Consider the following 16,311-nt stretch of genomic DNA (forward strand, 5'->3'; position numbering starts at 1 on the left):
CCCAGAGGAGAGAAAGAACCGTGACGGACATCGTCGACGAGCTGAAGTGGCGTGGGCTGTTCGCCCAGTCCACTGATGAGGACGCACTGCGCAAGGCTCTCGCGGACGGTCCCGTCACGTTCTATTGCGGCTACGACCCCACCGCGGCGAGTCTGCACGTCGGCCACCTGGTGCAGGTGCTCACCATGCGCCGGCTCCAGCGGGCCGGTCTGCGGCCGCTCGCCCTGGTGGGCGGGGCCACCGGTCAGATCGGTGACCCGCGGCCGACCGCCGAGCGCACGCTGAACGACCCGGAGACGGTCGCCCACTGGGTGTCCCGGCTGCGGTCCCAGATCGAGCCGTTCCTGTCCTTCGAGGGCGAGAACGCGGCGGTCATGGTGAACAACCTGGACTGGACCGCGGGCATGTCCGCGATCGAGTTCCTCCGGGACATCGGCAAGCACTTCCGGGTCAACAAGATGCTGACCAAGGACTCCATCGCCCGGCGGCTGGAGTCCGACGAGGGCATCAGCTACACCGAGTTCAGCTACCAGCTGCTCCAGAGCATGGACTACCTGGAGCTGTACCGGCGCTACGGCTGCACCCTCCAGCAGGGCGGCAGCGACCAGTGGGGCAACCTCACCGCCGGTCTCGACCTGATCCACCGCCTGGAGCCGGGTGCCGAGGTGCACGCGCTGGCGACCCCGCTGATGACGAAGGCGGACGGGACCAAGTTCGGCAAGTCCGAGAGCGGGGCCGTCTGGCTCGACCCGGCGATGACGACGCCGTACGCGTTCTACCAGTTCTGGCTGAACGTGGACGACCGGGACATCTCCCGGTACATGCGGATCCTCAGCTTCCGCAGCCCCGAGGAGCTGGCGGAGCTGGAGAAGGTCACCGAGGAGCGCCCGCAGGCCCGGACGGCGCAGCGCGCGCTGGCCGAGGAGCTGACGACGCTGGTGCACGGCGCCGATCAGTGCGCCGCGGTCATCGCCGCGTCGAAGGCACTCTTCGGCCAGGGCGAGCTCGGCGGGCTGGACGAGGCAACGCTGAGCGCCGCGCTGTCCGAGGTGCCGCACGCGCGGGTCACCGAGCTCGGCCCGCTGGTGGACCTCCTGGTGGAGGTCGGCCTGGCACCGAGCAAGTCGGGCGCCCGCCGCACGGTGAAGGAGGGCGGTGCGTACGTGAACAACGTCAAGGTCACGGACGGCGAGAGCGCACCGGCCCGCGAGGAGTTGCTGCACGGGCGCTGGCTGGTGCTGCGCCGGGGCAAGAAGAACCTCGCCGCCGTCGAGGTCACCGGCTGATCCCCGGAGAACGGACATCGGCACTGTGGCCGGGCACGCGTGACGCGTGTCCGGCCGCGGTCGTGTGGTGGCCCGGGACACACTTTCCGCCCGGGCTCGGGACTCCGCTCCGTTCAGGCCTTCTGTCTGCTGCCGCGGAACGACGTCCACAGCATGTCGCCGAGACCGACGATGACCACCGCGCCGATCAGCTGGAGCAGATGGCGTGTCCAGTCGATGCCCTTGGTTTCGTTGACACCGATCCAGGTGGCTACGGCATTGCCGAGGACGCTGCCGAGGATCCCGAAGATCGTCGTCAGCCAGAGTGGGATGCTCTGTTTGCCGGGCAGGATCGCCCTCGCGATCACACCCAGCACCAGGCCCACGATGATTGCCCACAACCAGCCCATGTCGCCTCCTCGTGCGACGCGATGTCGCGCATGTGCGCCCAGTCTCGGCCCGGGGGCCGTATGCCGCACGCCGGCCGCGTCCGTATGCGCGGTGCGGCTCGCGATCGCACGAATGCGGCGCGCCCCGGTCTCGAAGCCGTCGGACACCGGGCGTACCGTGGATGCGATCCGGTCCGGGGAGTGTCCGGTGCGGGAATGCGGGCATGCGGGAATGCGGGAATACGGAAATACGTTCTCCCCCGATCTGTGAGGTGCTGGGGGAAGGGTGGTGGAGATGTGATGCGGAAGCAGAGCGATGCCGAGGTCTTCCGGATCACGGGGGCGCGGCAGGGGCTCGCGGACGATGTGCGCGGCAGGCAGCGGCGCTATGTGATCTCGATGTCCGTCCGGACGGTTTCGGTGGTTCTGGCCGCCGTGCTGTGGAACGTCGAACGGTATGTCGCGATCGTCGCGCTGGCGCTCGGGGTTCTGCTCCCGTACGTGGCGGTGGTCATCGCCAACGCGGGCCGGGAGAACACTCCTGCGCTTCCTTCGACGTTCGTCCCGACGCCGATGCGGCCGGTGCTCGACGCCGCGCCCGTGGCAGATTCCGGCCCGGAGGCCGACGGGGCGCGGCGCACCGGGGGATCGGCGTGAGTGACGGGAAATCGGCATGAGCACAGCTGAGGCCGCACCGCATCCAGGGGTCGCGAAAACATCAGGTCAATCATGAAGTTACGTGCACCGCGCCCCGGTCTGCGTGACATACTTCGAAAGCGCTCCGTATCCCCCGTCGGAGCGACAGACCGACGCCGGGCAGCTCCCCCCGTGGCTGCCCGGCGTCGTTTTTTATCCGGCTTTCCTCCGGCCTTCCTCCGGCCTTTCCGGTTCGGCTCCGGTGCTCATTCCTCGTGCGACCGGCCCGCGTGGTCAGTGCACACGCTGACCTAGGGTTGAGTCCGTGAACTCCCCTGACTCCGCGGCCGAGAGCGCTGCCGCCGTACCCATCTGTTCCGCCAAGGGCTGCCGGGCCGATGCCGTGTGGGTGCTGGCCTGGAACAACCCGAAGCTGCACGCCCCGGAGCGCCGTAAGACGTGGCTGGCCTGCGAGGAACACCGGGAGCACCTCGCCTCGTTCCTGGACCTCCGGGGTTTCCTCAAGGATGTCGTGACCCTGGCGGAGTGGGAGTCCGGCCGACCGGGGTCGGAGAGTCCCTAACCGCCGATCGCCGACATCGGCCGGTCCGGCTGCAGGAAGGACGGGTCGTCCAGACCGGATCCGGCCTTCTTCCCCCACATCGCGAGCGTCCAGATCCGGGCGATCTCCTCGTCCGGTGCGTCCGAGCGCAGGGCGCCGCGCAGATCGGTCTCCTCCCGGGCGAACAGGCAGGTGCGCACCTGGCCGTCGGCGGTGAGCCTGGTCCGGTCGCAGGCTCGGCAGAAGGGGCGGGTGACGGAGGCGATGACGCCCACGCGGTGGGGGCCGCCGTCGACGAGCCAGCGCTCGGCGGGGGCGGAGCCGCGCTCCCCGTCGTCCTCCTCGGTGAGGGTGAAACGGGTGCGCAGGGACTGGAGTATGTCGCCTGCCGTGATCATGCCGTCGCGCTTCCAACCGTGCTGTGCGTCGAGCGGCATCTGCTCGATGAAGCGGAGCTCGTATCCGTGCTCGACGGCCCAGGCGAGCAGGTCGGGGGCCTCGTCGTCGTTGAGCCCCGGCATCAGGACGGTGTTGACCTTGACCGGGGTGAGGCCGGCGTCGTGGGCGGCTTCGAGGCCCGCCAGCACGTCGTGGTGACGGTCGCGGCGGGTGAGTGTCCTGAAGGTGCCGGGCCGCAGGGTGTCCAGCGAGACGTTGACCCGGTCCAGGCCGGCGGCGCCGAGTGCGGCCGCCGTGCGCTGCAGTCCGATGCCGTTGGTGGTGAGCGACATCCTGGGGCGCGGGCTCAGTGCCGCGCATCGCCCGACGATGGAGACGAGCCCGGGGCGCAGGAGCGGCTCACCACCGGTGAAGCGGACGTCGGTGATGCCCAGCCGGGTGACGGCGATGCGGACCAGCCGGACGATCTCGTCGTCGCTGAGCAGATCGGGCTTGGCCAGCCATTGCAGGCCCTCTTCCGGCATGCAGTACGTGCACCGCAGATTACAGCGGTCGGTCAGCGACACGCGCAGGTCGGTGGCGACCCGGTCGTAGGTGTCGATGAGCATGTGGGCCCCCTCCCTGGTTGTTTCCCGGCTGCCTTGTCCGGCCTTCCGGGCCGACTCCTCCGAGACTACGCGAGTCCTGTGACATCGCAGGGGCTCGTATGACACGAGGAGCGGCCCGGCCGCGTCGCCGGACTCTACGACGCGGCCGGTCCGTACCCGGTCCTCCTCGCTCAGTGTGCTCCGACGCCGGTGAGGGACTTGACCTCCAGCTCCGCGTACTTGCCCCGGTCCGGCTCCTCCTTCGAGAGGAGGGAGCCGATCCAGCCGAGCAGGAAGCCCAGCGGGATGGAGATCAGGCCCGGGTTCTCCAGCGGGAACCAGGCGAAGTCGACGCCCTTGAACATCGACGTCTTCGGGTTGCCGGAGACGACCGGCGAGAACAGCACCAGGATCACCGAGCTGACCAGGCCGCCGTAGATCGACCACAGCGCGCCCTGGGTGGTGAACCGCTTCCAGAAGAGGCTGTAGAGGATCGTCGGCAGGTTGGCGGAGGCGGCGACGGCGAAGGCGAGCGCCACCAGTCCGGCCACGTTCATGTCGCGGGCGAAGGCTCCCAGGACGATCGCGACCGCGCCGATGAGGACGGTGGCCCAGCGGGCGGCCCGCATCTCCTCCTTCTCGGTGGCCTTCCCCTTGCGGATGACGTTGGCGTAGATGTCGTGCGCGAAGGAGGACGAGGAGGCGAGGGTGAGCCCCGCGACGACGGCGAGGATGGTGGCGAAGGCGACGGCCGAGATCACGGCCAGCAGCACGGCGCCGCCGGTGGAGCCGACCCCGCCGAGGTACTCGGCGAGCTGCGGGGCGGCCGCGTTCCCGGCCGGGTTCTTGGTCTTGATCTCGTCCGGGCCGATCAATGCCGCGGCGCCGAAGCCCAGCGCGATGGTCATCAGGTAGAAGGCGCCGATGATGCCGATGGCCCAGTTGACCGACTTACGGGCGGCCTTGGCGGTCGGCACCGTGTAGAAGCGGATCAGGATGTGCGGGAGACCGGCGGTGCCGAGGACCAGGGCGATACCGAGGGAGAGGAAGTCCAGCTTGGAGGTACCGGTGGCGCCGTACTTGAGTCCGGGCTCCAGGAACGCCGCTCCGTGGCCGCTCTTCGCTGCGGCCGTGCCCAGCAGGTCGGAGATGTTGAAGTCGAACTTCAGCAGCACCAGGAAGGTCATCAGGAGGGCACCGGCGATGAGCAGCACGGCCTTGACCATCTGGACCCAGGTGGTGCCCTTCATGCCGCCGATGGTGACGTAGACGATCATCAGCACGCCGACCAGGGCGACAATGAGGATCTTGCCCGCGTCGCTGGTGATGCCGAGCAGCAGCGAGACCAGGACGCCCGCGCCCGCCATCTGCGCCAGCAGGTAGAAGATCGAGACGACGATGGTGGAGACGCCGGAGGCGGTCCGGACCGGGCGCTGCCGCATCCGGTAGGCGAGGACGTCGCCCATCGTGTAGCGGCCCGATTTACGCAGCGGTTCGGCGACCAGCAGCAGGGCCACCAGCCAGGCGACGAGGAAGCCGATGGAGTACAGGAAGCCGTCGTAGCCGAAGAGGGCGATGGCTCCGGCGATCCCGAGGAACGAGGCCGCCGACATGTAGTCACCGGAGACCGCGAGCCCGTTCTGGAACGCGGTGAACTGCCGGCCGCCGGCGTAGAAGTCGGAGGCGCTCTTGGTCTGCCGCCCGGCCCAGACGGTGATGCCGAGGGTCGCGGCGACGAACACCGCGAAGAGCGTGATGATCAGCGGCCGGTGCTCGGTGGTCGAGGAGGCGGCCAGCTGGAGGGCGGCGTGCGGGTGGTGAGCGGCGCTCATGCGTCGGCCTCCATACGGGACTTGATGGCCTCGGCCTTCGGGTCCAGCTTCGCGGCCGCGTGGCGCGAGTAGAACCAGGCGATGAGGAATGTGGTGACGAACTGGGCGAGGCCGAACACGAAGGCCACGTTGATGTTGCCGTACACCTTGGCGCCCATGAAGTCGCCCGCGTAGTTGGACAGCAGCACGTACAGCAGGTACCAGAGGACGAAGGCGATGGTCAGCGGGAAGGCGAAGGAGCGGTACGTGCGGCGCAGTTCGCCGAACTCCCCGCTCTCCTGCGTCGCGATGAACGCCTCGGTCGTGGGTTCGGCGGGGCGGGTGTCCGTACTGACCTCGGGCGGCGGTGCATCGGTAGCCACGGAATCTCCTCGCGATGCGGGTGCGGTGGTGGGAACGGTGGATTTCACTGGGCGGAACCTCGGTGTCGGGGGTGGTGGTGCGCCTCCCCTGACAACGGCACGGACGGCGCGACGAAGCGGTTCACCGCGGCTGCGCACTTCCCGAAACCGCCTTCGCGCTCCCGTCCGGACGAACCCGGTGCCCCGAACTCATTGATCAAAAGGGCTGATCAGCGATAACTTCACTCGTCATGTACGCGACTTGGCACACTCCGTGCCCGGTCGCCCGGCACGGATGATGTGGAGACCCCATGGCTCATCTGGGATCCAGACGGACGCGCGCGCTGACGCTGCCCGTCGGACTGGCACTCACGGCCTCGCTCGGCTTCCTGCCGACGGGGGCCGCCTCTGCCGCACCGGCGGACGCACAGTCCACGGCGGCGGTGTCGGCCGACGGTCCGAAGCTCTCGTACGTGATCAACACCCGGAGCGGTCACGGGACCGTCAAGCGGGTGGAGAAGGCGATAGCCGAGGCCGGTGGCACGGTGGTGGTCGCCTATGAGCAGATCGGCGTCGTCGTCGCCCACTCGCAGAACCCGGACTTCGCGAAGTCGATCCGCCGGGTCAAGGGCGTCGATTCGGCGGGAGCCACCCGCACCAACCCGATCGTCCCGCAGGCCACCACGGACATCGGCGTCGAGCAGCCGCTCACCGCCGAGCAGGCGCGGAGCGCCGCGGCGGAGGCGACGGCGGACCAGGATCCGATGGAGCCCCTGCAGTGGGATCTGCCCGCCATCAAGGCGGACCAGGCGCACCAGAAGACGCTGGGCAGCAGCAAGGTCACGGTCGGTGTCATCGATACGGGCGTCGACGACACCCACCCGGACCTCGCGCCGAACTTCTCCCGCGCGGCCTCGGCGAGCTGCGTGTCCGGCGCGCCGGACACGACGGACGGCTCCTGGCGTCCGAAGACCGGCGAGAGCGACCACGGCACGCATGTCGCGGGCACCGTCGCCGCCGCGAAGAACGGCATCGGGGTCACGGGGGTCGCGCCGGGCGTGAAGGTCGCCGGGATCAAGGTGGCGAACCCGGACGGCTTCTTCTACACCGAGTCGATCGTCTGCGCCTTCGTCTGGGCCGGCGAGCACGGCATCGACGTCACCAACAACAGCTATTACACCGACCCGTGGATGTTCAACTGCAAGAACGACCCCGACCAGGGCGCCCTGGTCGAGGCCGTCGCCCGCGCCACCCGGTACGCGGAGCGCAGGGGCACCGTGAACATCGCCTCGGCCGGCAACAGCAAATTCGACCTGGCCTCCGACGCGATCGACGACACGACCAGCCCGAACGACACCCCGGCCGTGACCCGGACGATCAACCCGCGCGAGTGCCTCGACATCCCGGCGATGCTGCCGGGCGTCGTGACCGTCTCCGCCACCGGCGCCAAGGGGCTGAAGGCCTCGTACTCGAACTACGGGAACGGCGTCATCGACGTGGCCGCCCCGGGCGGTGACTCGACGGTCTACCAGACGCCCGCACCGCCCGCCACGAGCGGTCTGATCCTGTCCACGCTGCCGGGCGGCGAGTACGGCTACAAGGCCGGTACCTCGATGGCCTCCCCGCATGTCGCGGGTGTCGCGGCCCTGATCAAGTCGACGCACCCGCACGCCTCCGCGGCCGCGGTGAAGGCGCTTCTGTCGGCCGAGGCGGACGCCACCGCGTGCGGCGCGCCGTACGACATCGACGGCGACGGCAAGATCGACGCCGTCTGCGAGGGCGACAAGAACCGCAACGGCTTCTACGGGGCCGGTGTGGTGAACGCGCTGAACGCGGTCCGCTGGTAGGAACGCGACGCAGTGGGCGGGGCCGGACTCACCGGCCCCGCCCGCCGTTCTTGCGCGGCCTCGTACCGGGCCCGGTTGCTCGCCACGCTCGGGCTGCCCGCGGACAGACCGACTGGTCGCGCCCGCCCGGCCCGCTGGGAGCGGACGCGACCGCCTGGCTCACGGCTTGATGAGCACCTTCAGCGCCGTGCGCTCGTCCATCGCCCGGTAACCGGCGGGGACGTCGTCGAGGCCGATGGTCAGGTCGAAGACGGGCGACGGGTCGATCGTGCCGGACAGCACGTCGGGGAGCAGTTCCGGAATGTAGGTGCGCACGGGGGCGACACCGCCGCGCAGGGCGATGTTCCGGTCGAACATGACGCCGAGGTCCAGTCCGGTGCCGCTGCCGTGCGGCACGCCGACGTACCCGATGGAGCCGCCGTCGCGGGTGATCCCGACGGCGGTGCGCATCGACTGCTCGGTGCCGACGGCCTCGATCACGGCGTGCGCGCCCTCGCCGCCGAGCAGTTCCCGTACGGCCTCGACGGCCGCCGCGCCGCGCTCGGCGACGACGTCCGTGGCGCCGAAATCGCGGGCGATGTCCGTGCGCGCCCGGTGGCGGCCGAGCGTGATGATCCGCTCGGCGCCGAGCCGCTTGGCGGCGAGGACACCGCACAGTCCGACCGCTCCGTCACCGACGACCGCGACCGTGCTGCCGGGCTTCACGCCCGCGCCGACGGCGGCGTGGTGTCCGGTGCCGAGTACGTCGGACAGGGCCAGGAGCGCGGTGAGCAGGTGGTCGTCGGAGGCCGCGGCGGCGGGGAGCTTGACCAGCGTGCCGTCGGCGAAGGGGACGCGCACGGCCTCGCCCTGCCCGCCGTCGGAACCGGCCGAGCCCCAGAAACCGCCCTGCGGGCAGGAGGTGGTCAGGCCCTCCGCGCAGTACGTACAGGTGCCGTCGGACCAGACGAAGGGGGCGACGACGAGGTCCCCGGGGGCGAAGCCCGCCACTTCGGAACCCGCCTCCTCGACGATCCCGAGGAACTCGTGCCCGATCCTCTGACCGGGCTGCCGGGCGGACTCACCGCGGTAGGCCCACAGGTCGCTCCCGCAAATACAGGCCCTCAGGACGCGCAGCACCACATCGGTGGGCTGCTGGACCGACGGGTCCGGCACCTCCTGCACGCGTATGTCGTGGGGGGCTTGGATGACAGTGGCGCGCATGGGCGGTGGTCCTTGCAGATTTCAGGGGCTGGTACCCCGCTCACGGTACGCCACACGGGTGAAAACAAGCCGTTTCGCACCAGGTGCGAGCGCTCCGACGGTCAGCAGGAACTGCGCGGCGACGTAAGTGAGCATGACCCAGAAGTCGGGCGCGGGCAGCTGCGGCCAGTCGGCGATACCGGTGGCGATGAGCGCGTCGGAGAGCAGGAAGAGCGCCCCGCCGGCGGCCGCGTACCGGCCGAGGGTGCCGGCCCGGTACGCCATCGCCGTGAGCAGCAGGCTGTAGCCGGTCATCGGGATCCGCATGTCCGCCGGCAGCCCGTTCCAGAGCAGCGCCACGAAGGTGGCCAGCACGGCCGCGTACCCGGCCCCGGCGAGCAGCGGGCTCCGGGCGCGTCCGAAGAGCCACAGATAGCAGACGTGGCCCACGGCGAAGGAGCTCATCCCGACGAGGAAGGCGGCATCGGAGTCGGCCAGCAGCAGGGTGTCGCCGCCCCAGCCGAACAGGAGCGCCGCGACGAGCAGCCGGGGGCCGCGCCGGGCGGCGGCGTACCCGGCCAGCAGCGGCATCAGCAGGGGCTTGGCGACGAGGTGGGCGGCCGGGATGCCGGCGAGGACACCGAAGAGGTCGACGGCACAGGCCACGAGGAAGGCGACGAGCAGCGGGCGTACGAGACGGGCGCGCCGGTCCATGGCGGCATCGGTGCCCGTGACGGCATCGGCGCTCATCCGGTGCGCTCCTGGACGGGGAGGGCGGTACGGGCGGCTGTCTTGGCGGGCTGCCAGCCGGGCCCGCGGAAGATCCGCCCGGCCCGCTCGCTCCAGTTGCCCGCCGCGCGCACGTCGCGGGCGATGGCGGCGTACTCGTGGGTGGCGACGCGGAGGGGGTTGAACGTGTCGATGTTCTTGGTGAGGCCGAACACGGGCCGCTCCGTCTCGGCGGTGAAGGACCCGAAGAGCCGGTCCCACAGGATCAGGATGCCGCCGAAGTTCCGGTCCAGGTAACCGCCTTGCGACGCATGGTGCACCCGGTGGTGGGAGGGCGTGTTCAGTACGTACTCGAAGGGCCTGGGGAGTGTGCCGATGCGTTCCGTGTGCACCCAGAACTGGTAGACGAGGTTCGCCGACGAGCAGAACGCGAGCGCGGCCGGATGGACACCGCAGGCGATGAGCGGTACGTAGAACGGCCAGACGGTCAGCGACGTCCAGGGCTGGCGCAGCGCGGTGGAGAGGTTGAACTTCCGGCTGGAGTGGTGGACCACGTGGCAGGCCCAGAGGATCCGGATGACGTGGTGGCCGCGGTGGGACCAGTAGTAGAGGAAGTCCTGCGCGAGCAGCATCAGCGGGACGGTCCACCACAGCACGGGGACACGGAGCGGGGTCAGCTCGTAGACGGTGGTGTAGATCGCGACGATGGGCACTTTCCACAGCAGGTCGAAGACCAGGCTGCCGAGCCCCATGGTGATGCTGGTGACGGCGTCCTTGGCCTCGTATCCGGCCGCTTCCTCGTCGGGATGGAAGTGGTGGAGGGCCATTTCGAGGACGGTGAGCAGGACGAAGGCCGGTATGGACCAGAGCACGACATCGGGCAGGTTCGGCGGCATGTAAGCACCGTAGAGCCGCAGGTCGGCCGGGGCCAGACGTTGTTACCAACAAGTATGCGAGACATGGTGTCAGCAGTCTTTGGTGAGTTCTGCCAACGCGGGCGTCGTGCGATCCCTGCGCCGGAGCTTCGGTGGGAGAGGAACTACCGTGCAGGGTCTGGAAGTTGCGATGCTTCGACGGGCCACGACGGTGATCGGCACGGTCACCAGGTCGCTGGTGACGCCGAAGCCCGGCGCGGGCCTGGTACCGGACCCGGTGTGCGACGCGCTGCTCGTACCCCTCCCGGCAGGCTTAGAGCCTGTCTTTTATGGGCTGAGTAGGTTTCGTTCGGTGATGCTCTCGGGTCGTTTCACGGTTTTGCCCACGTCGTAGCGTGTGGCGGGGTGCCGGTTCTTCGAGCCGGGAGGCCGTCCGGGACCGGGGCGTGAGGGTTTGGGTGCACGGGCCGGACAAGCGAGGTGCGGGCGGAGGTTCCTGAACCCCCGGCGGACCCGGGCCGGGGTGAGCCTGCCGGGCTCGGTCGGCCTCTCCCAGGGGCGGCGGAGGTCGGCCGCGGCCTGGCGGAGAAGCCGGATCTGGGTGTGGGCGGCGATGACGAGCCATGTCCAGCGTTCGCCGGACTCGGGGTACGGATCTTCGGGCGGGTCCAGCCGAGGGTCTGTTTCATCAGCCGGAATGTGTGCTCCAGGTCGAATCTCCTCAGGAAGGCCTGCCAGCGAAGGTCGACGTCGGTGCCGGTCATACCAGTCTTGGAGGACCACAGCCAGACCGGCAGTGGGTCTCCGCCGCCGGGCAGGTGGTCGACCTCTAGGCGGATCAATGTGCCTTCGATGATGGGGGGTTCGCCGTCGTGGCCGATCCAGGCCGAGCGAGTGGTCAGCCGCGGGTGGATCCGGTCCCAGGCCATGGCCTGTGCGGTCCCGTAGCGATCGGCGACCTGCGTCGTCGCCGCGTCCGGCTCGCCCCAGGTCTCCGGTTTGGCGAAGCGGAACTCCTTGCCGTGCTTGGGCGGGCGCCCACCCTGCGGCGGGGAGATCCACGGCACCGGGACCGGCTTGCGCATCACCCGGTCCGAGCGCATCCGCCCGAGGACCTCCACCGGCAGCCCGCGCAGGAGGTGGGCCATGCGCGGGGCGTCGTAGCCGGCGTCGAAGACGACCAGGATGTCGCGGTCGCCGAAGTGCCAGCGGCCCATCTCGATCAGGTCCGTGACCACCCGTCGGACCTGGGCGGCGGTGACCTCGGCGACGTCGTCGGCCGGCCCCAGACGGACGGCATCCAGGAGCTGGCACCAGGACGTCTGGCCCGATTCCAGAGCGGCGACGAATGAGTACGGCCAGCCGGGTATGAACTGGTCCGAGGACCGGCCGTTGCGACCGTAGACATGACAGAACAGGCGGTCCGCGCTGGTGGGGGCGTCGGGGCGGAGCCAGTGGCTGATGTCGACCGCGAGGACCAGGCGCCCGTCGGCGGCCCCCGGCATGGGCAGGCCCGCCAGCACCTGCCGCAGCCGGGCCACGTCCACGTTCCCGTTGTTCAGGGCGTCGTACATGGTGCCGCGCCCGCGCCGGTGCTCGGCCACCAGCGTCAGATCCACCGGCGCCCTCACCGGCCCGTCCGCACACAGCAACGCGTCCATCAACTCGAACAGTTCGTCCCCGCGCGCTGTCAGGCAGTCGAATAAGTCGTCCCGGAAGCGTGACGCTTTCGCGAACGCTTCCCCGGGACCGGTGTCAAGCAGCAGACTCACCCTCACGGCCTTCGTCTTGATCAGTGCACCTTGGTGGAGCACATGATCAGACGAAGGCCGCCTCTACGTCCGGCGAACACCCAGGTGAGCGGCCTAGTTCGAGGCCCATTTCGACACCGGACCCTCCGCCATGCCGACAGCTGGGGATGACGTCAGCCAGCAAACCGGCCGAAATCCTATGCGTTCACCGTGCCTTGCACGAATCGCCGAAGGTGCGCACGCACGGCGTCAGGCTGCTCCAGCCAGGGCTCGTGCCCAGCGCCCTCGATCCGCGTCAGTGGAAGATCGAGCCGGAGCGCAAGTGATGCAAGGGCCGACACAGGGCGGGGATCGTCGGCCCCACCGAGGAGTTCCGTTCGCGCGGGCAGGCACGCGCGCAGTTCGGCCAGATGCGCATCGAGCGGGTCCGCACGTCCTTCCCTGCCAAGTTCGCCATTCATAGTCCAGTTGACGGGGCGACGCCGCCGGGCGCCCTGGGCGGCCCACTGCCACCCGCGTTCGGGATCGGCGTGGTCGGTGAACCAGGCCAGCGTGAGCAACTCGACTTCCTGTTCCTCCGTGCGGTCCGGCAACTCCTCCAGAGCGCGGAGCCGCTCCTGCTGTGCTGCGGACATACGGCGATCGCGCTCCGCTCGGTCCCCGGAGCGCCAATCACCGACGAACGGCCCGCACATCAGCAGCATCGCGGCAACCCGGTCAGAGTGCGCCAGGCAGAACCGGCTCGCCAGGTTAGTGCCGTAGGAATGTCCAATCAGCACGGCCTTGGACACGTCCCATGCGTCGAGCAGCTCAGCGAGATCGTCGACATGCCGGGCCAGGGAATGGGGCCCCTGCCACGGCGACCGGCCCGTGCCACGCTGGTCGTACCGGTACACGGGAACAAGGTCCGCGACCATGGCGGCGACATCGCCCAGGTAGTCCGGCAGACCCGGACCTCCATGGAGCATCACCACAGGCGGCCACCGGGTGGTGTCTCCCAGCGCCATCCAGCGCAACTGCGCCTCGTCCGTCATCGACACGAGGCCCTGCGTCTCCATCGAGGTCACCGCGGAGAACCTACCGGCCTCGCTGAGGCTCCGCCAAAGGTTAAATAACAAGCGTACGTCCAGCAGTCCGGGCGTCACCGCAGCTCAGAAGGGATGTGAACGATGTAACCGGACGTCAAGCTCAGGGGAGCCAGCCGGTGGAAGTCCGGCCCGGGGAGACGCCAGGGTCCCTGGTAGCTGACTCCCGGCGTCACTCGAAATGGTGGCGTCGAAGTGGAGTGACAAGCGCCCTTCGGGGGCGTGCGACTGGCCAGTCCGCAACATGAAGTGAAGCCTGCAGCGTCGTCATTTAACCCCCGCCTTCGGGTGGGCCAAGGAGGAGCCGAGCCTGTGCTTGTTTGGCGAAGGCCATGGAAGGCGATCTCGGACCTGGAGCGGTCGCCGAGGAACCTCCCGGCGTAAGGGGCGTGGAATGGTCGGACGGTTGTCCTGGGAACTGGAGAGGGCCTCCTCGGCACCGGGTTTGCGGCCCGGGAAGCGTGGCTCGCCTATAACCGGAGGAACCGGGAAATGACGAGCTGTCGAGAGGCAGTCGGAGGGGGTCGTAGTAGTGGTGATCGGCGGGACAACACAACCCGCTGGGAGCGAAGGGCCCCTGCTTCATCGATGCGATTCGCGAACATGGAGGGACCCGGATGAGTGCCGTTTCGGCTAGTTCCATCCGCCGGGAGGAAGGCGTCGCACGACCGGGCGGCCGTTCTCTGGACAAGGTCCGAACCTTGCAGCGGACGCTTTACCGCTGTGCCAAGCAAGAACCCGAACGCCGGTTTCATGCCCTGTATAGCCATGTCCACCGCATGGACGTTCTGCGGCGGGCGTGGGCCGGTGTGTGTGCGAACCGAGGTGCCCCCGGCGTGGACGGTGTGACTGTCGACGCGGTGGCGGCCTTGGGGGTGGATGTGTTCTTACAGGACCTGGCGGAGAAACTGCGGACGTATACGTATCGTCCGTCGGTGCTGCGGCGGGTCCAGATTCCCAAACCGGGGCGGCCGGGGGAGTTCCGGCCGCTGTCGATTCCCACCGTGGCGGACCGGGTGGTGATGACGGCCGCGAAGCTGGTCCTGGAACCGGTCTTTGAGGCCCAGTTCACCGAGGCGAGCTACGGATTCCGGCCCAAGCGGTCCGCGATCGACGCGTGCGAAGCAGTGCGCGTCGCAGCGAATCAGAGGCGGGAATGGGTTTTCGAGGCTGACATCCGGGACTGCTTCGGGACGATCGACCACGATGCGCTCATGGCCCAAGTGGCCCGGCACGTGGTGGACCGTTCGATGCTGAAGCTGATCCGGACGTGGTTGCGGATGGGAGTCCTGGAAGGCGGAGTGACCTCCCCGACCGGGGCGGGAACCCCACAGGGCTCACCGATCTCACCGCTGCTGGCGAACATAGCCCTGCACGTCCTCGATGAGGCGTGGCAGGACGAGGGCCGCCGGCTGGGAGTGTTGGTGAGGTACTGCGATGATTTCGTGGTCCTGTCGCCGACAAGACACCGGGCCGAACAGGCAAGGGAGTTGGCGGCACGAGTGCTCGGACAGCTCGGGATGCGATTGCACCCGGACAAGTCCGGCATTGTCTGTCTCGCACGAGGTGGACAGGGCTTCGATTTCCTCGGCTTCCACCACCAGAAGGTGGAGTCGTGGAAGTGGCGGGGCAGGTTCTACCTGCGTCGCTGGCCGTCGGTCAGAGCTATGCGAGTGCTGCGGGAGAAAGTCCGTGCGGCCACCGCTGTCTCAAAGACCGAACGGCCAGTTTCCGCTGTGGTCGCCGATCTCAACCCGGTCCTGCGGGGCTGGGCAGCGTACTTCCGTAATGGGAACTCTGGGCGGAAGTTCAACGCGATCGACGGCTATGTCCACGAACGGCTGGCCATCTTCACCAGCCGGAAACACGGCCAGGCGGGCCGGAATTGGGCCACCCGATACACCTATGGGTGGGTCACACGGCTCGGGGTCTACCGCCTCACCGGAAACGTACGCTGGGTAACGGCGCATGCCAGTCGGTGAACGATGTCGGAAAGCCGTGTGCGGGAGAACTGCATGCACGGTTTGAAGTGGCGGGGGCTGGAAACGGAGCGGAAGCCACCGCGCCAGTCCCCGACCCTACTCAGCCCCGTCGCGGCACCAGCGCGCTCAGACCCCCGCCGCCCCCAGCAACTCCCCCGCCGCATAAGTCACCGCCATCGCCAGCGCTCCCCCGCCCATGTTCCGCAGCACCGCCCGCCACGGCGTCGCCTCCCCCAGGCGGGCGCTCCACCAGCCCGTCAGCGCCAGCGCCGCCAGTACCGACAGCACCGTCACGAGCAGCCGCACCGGCTCCGGGGGCAGCACGATCGCCAGCAGCGGAAGCAGCGCGCCGACCGTGAAGGCCAGGAAGCTCGCGCCCGCCGCGTGCCAGGGGTTCGTCAGCTCGTCCGGGTCGATGCCCAGCTCGACCACCGCGTGGGCGCGCAGCGCATCGCGTTCGGTGAGCTGGAGGGCGGCCTCGCGGGCGACTTCGCGGCTCAGACCCTTGCCCTCCAACAGGCCGGTCAGCTCGACGAGTTCCGCCTCGGGGGCCTCCGCCAGCTCCTGCTTCTCCGTCGCCAGTGCGGCCCTCTCCGAATCACGCTGGGTGGAGACCGATACGTACTCTCCCGCCGCCATCGACATGGACCCGGCCAGCAGTCCGGCCAGGCCCGCGGTGAGCAGGGTGCCGCGGTCGGCGGTGGCACCGGCCACGCCGACGACCAGGCCCGCGGTGGAGACCACACCGTCGTTGGCGCCGAGGACCGCGGCGCGCAGCCAGTTCAGCCGCGCGCCGAGCCCGTTGCCGTGCGGTTCGTCATGCGTCTGGATATCCGTCACCCGGGGATG

At 69.2% G+C, this 16,311-nt stretch carries 14 protein-coding genes and 1 pseudogene; 5 read left to right on the plus strand and 10 right to left on the minus strand.

Going from position 1 to position 16,311, the window contains the following annotated elements:
* The first annotated feature begins 20 nt into the window (after positions 1-20).
* Positions 21-1,286 carry a tyrosine--tRNA ligase gene (tyrS, locus tag ACF08M_RS03025; RefSeq protein WP_392183482.1) on the plus strand — a complete coding sequence of 422 codons (1,266 nt, stop codon included), beginning with the start codon at positions 21-23 and terminating at the stop codon, positions 1,284-1,286.
* 113 nt (positions 1,287-1,399) lie between these two features.
* Here the strand turns inward: tyrS and ACF08M_RS03030 are convergent, their stop codons facing one another.
* Positions 1,400-1,675, minus strand: coding sequence for a GlsB/YeaQ/YmgE family stress response membrane protein (locus ACF08M_RS03030; protein WP_392183956.1), 276 nt, complete (start codon positions 1,673-1,675; stop codon positions 1,400-1,402).
* Between the two features lie 279 nt (positions 1,676-1,954).
* Between ACF08M_RS03030 and ACF08M_RS03035 the strand changes: the two genes are divergently transcribed.
* Complete coding sequence (locus ACF08M_RS03035; RefSeq protein WP_392183483.1) at positions 1,955-2,311, plus strand: DUF3099 domain-containing protein; 357 nt, start codon at positions 1,955-1,957, stop codon at positions 2,309-2,311.
* A gap of 304 nt (positions 2,312-2,615) precedes the next feature.
* Positions 2,616-2,873, plus strand: a complete 258-nt coding sequence (locus ACF08M_RS03040) for a hypothetical protein (protein ID WP_392183484.1) — start codon at positions 2,616-2,618, stop codon at positions 2,871-2,873.
* Here the strand turns inward: ACF08M_RS03040 and moaA are convergent.
* The 3 genes from moaA to ACF08M_RS03055 form a co-directional block, all read right to left on the minus strand.
* Positions 2,870-3,859, minus strand: coding sequence for a GTP 3',8-cyclase MoaA (gene moaA / locus ACF08M_RS03045; RefSeq protein WP_392183485.1), 990 nt, complete (start codon positions 3,857-3,859; stop codon positions 2,870-2,872). The genes ACF08M_RS03040 and moaA overlap by 4 nt on opposite strands.
* A gap of 170 nt (positions 3,860-4,029) precedes the next feature.
* Complete coding sequence (locus ACF08M_RS03050) at positions 4,030-5,670, minus strand: cation acetate symporter (protein ID WP_392183486.1); 1,641 nt, start codon at positions 5,668-5,670, stop codon at positions 4,030-4,032.
* Entirely contained in the window at positions 5,667-6,032 is a 366-nt protein-coding gene (locus ACF08M_RS03055; protein ID WP_392183487.1) for a DUF485 domain-containing protein, read from the minus strand. Before ACF08M_RS03055 ends, ACF08M_RS03050 begins: the two co-directional genes overlap by 4 nt.
* A 290-nt stretch (positions 6,033-6,322) precedes the next feature.
* On the opposite strand from ACF08M_RS03055, the gene ACF08M_RS03060 reads away from it, so the two are divergent.
* Positions 6,323-7,858 carry a S8 family serine peptidase gene (locus tag ACF08M_RS03060; protein ID WP_392183488.1) on the plus strand — a complete coding sequence of 512 codons (1,536 nt, stop codon included), beginning with the start codon at positions 6,323-6,325 and terminating at the stop codon, positions 7,856-7,858.
* Between the two features lie 159 nt (positions 7,859-8,017).
* Here the strand turns inward: ACF08M_RS03060 and ACF08M_RS03065 are convergent, their stop codons facing one another.
* The 5 genes and pseudogenes from ACF08M_RS03065 to ACF08M_RS03085 form a co-directional block, all read right to left on the minus strand.
* Positions 8,018-9,061 (minus strand): zinc-dependent alcohol dehydrogenase family protein, encoded by a 1,044-nt coding sequence (locus ACF08M_RS03065; RefSeq protein ID WP_392183489.1) that lies wholly within the window; start codon positions 9,059-9,061, stop codon positions 8,018-8,020.
* A 21-nt stretch (positions 9,062-9,082) separates the two neighbouring features.
* Complete coding sequence (locus ACF08M_RS03070; RefSeq protein WP_392183490.1) at positions 9,083-9,790, minus strand: lysoplasmalogenase; 708 nt, start codon at positions 9,788-9,790, stop codon at positions 9,083-9,085.
* Positions 9,787-10,665 carry a sterol desaturase family protein gene (locus ACF08M_RS03075; RefSeq protein WP_392183491.1) on the minus strand — a complete coding sequence of 293 codons (879 nt, stop codon included), beginning with the start codon at positions 10,663-10,665 and terminating at the stop codon, positions 9,787-9,789. The genes ACF08M_RS03070 and ACF08M_RS03075 overlap by 4 nt, the downstream gene beginning before the upstream one ends.
* A gap of 306 nt (positions 10,666-10,971) precedes the next feature.
* Positions 10,972-12,416 (minus strand): annotated as a pseudogene (locus tag ACF08M_RS03080) (NF041680 family putative transposase).
* 176 nt (positions 12,417-12,592) lie between these two features.
* Positions 12,593-13,453, minus strand: a complete 861-nt coding sequence (locus tag ACF08M_RS03085) for an alpha/beta fold hydrolase (RefSeq protein WP_392183957.1) — start codon at positions 13,451-13,453, stop codon at positions 12,593-12,595.
* Between the two features lie 806 nt (positions 13,454-14,259).
* On the opposite strand from ACF08M_RS03085, the gene ltrA reads away from it, so the two are divergent.
* Positions 14,260-15,462, plus strand: coding sequence for a group II intron reverse transcriptase/maturase (ltrA, locus tag ACF08M_RS03090; protein ID WP_392183958.1), 1,203 nt, complete (start codon positions 14,260-14,262; stop codon positions 15,460-15,462).
* Positions 15,463-15,588: 126 nt separating this feature from the next.
* On the opposite strand, the gene ACF08M_RS03095 is transcribed toward ltrA, so the two are convergent.
* On the minus strand, positions 15,589-16,302 hold the full coding sequence (locus tag ACF08M_RS03095; protein ID WP_392183492.1) for a VIT family protein: 714 nt from the start codon (positions 16,300-16,302) through the stop codon (positions 15,589-15,591).
* Positions 16,303-16,311 lie beyond the last annotated feature (9 nt).

Origin of the sequence: Streptomyces sp. NPDC015032 (assembly GCF_043080425.1) — a bacterium.
Lineage (GTDB): Bacteria > Actinomycetota > Actinomycetes > Streptomycetales > Streptomycetaceae > Streptomyces.

What these genes read in the sequence shown, in the direction of transcription:
- ltrA (WP_392183958.1), top strand. Translation starts at nt 14,260, where the DNA reads ATGGACGTTCTGCGGCGGGCGTGGGCCGGTGTGTGTGCGAACCGAGGT.
- ACF08M_RS03035 (WP_392183483.1), top strand. Translation starts at nt 1,955, where the DNA reads ATGCGGAAGCAGAGCGATGCCGAGGTCTTCCGGATCACGGGGGCGCGG.
- ACF08M_RS03060 (WP_392183488.1), top strand. Translation starts at nt 6,323, where the DNA reads ATGGCTCATCTGGGATCCAGACGGACGCGCGCGCTGACGCTGCCCGTC.
- ACF08M_RS03065 (WP_392183489.1), bottom strand. Translation starts at nt 9,061, where the DNA reads ATGCGCGCCACTGTCATCCAAGCCCCCCACGACATACGCGTGCAGGAG.
- ACF08M_RS03050 (WP_392183486.1), bottom strand. Translation starts at nt 5,670, where the DNA reads ATGAGCGCCGCTCACCACCCGCACGCCGCCCTCCAGCTGGCCGCCTCC.
- ACF08M_RS03085 (WP_392183957.1), bottom strand. Translation starts at nt 13,453, where the DNA reads ATGGAGACGCAGGGCCTCGTGTCGATGACGGACGAGGCGCAGTTGCGC.
- ACF08M_RS03075 (WP_392183491.1), bottom strand. Translation starts at nt 10,665, where the DNA reads ATGCCGCCGAACCTGCCCGATGTCGTGCTCTGGTCCATACCGGCCTTC.
- ACF08M_RS03030 (WP_392183956.1), bottom strand. Translation starts at nt 1,675, where the DNA reads ATGGGCTGGTTGTGGGCAATCATCGTGGGCCTGGTGCTGGGTGTGATC.
- ACF08M_RS03070 (WP_392183490.1), bottom strand. Translation starts at nt 9,790, where the DNA reads ATGAGCGCCGATGCCGTCACGGGCACCGATGCCGCCATGGACCGGCGC.
- moaA (WP_392183485.1), bottom strand. Translation starts at nt 3,859, where the DNA reads ATGCTCATCGACACCTACGACCGGGTCGCCACCGACCTGCGCGTGTCG.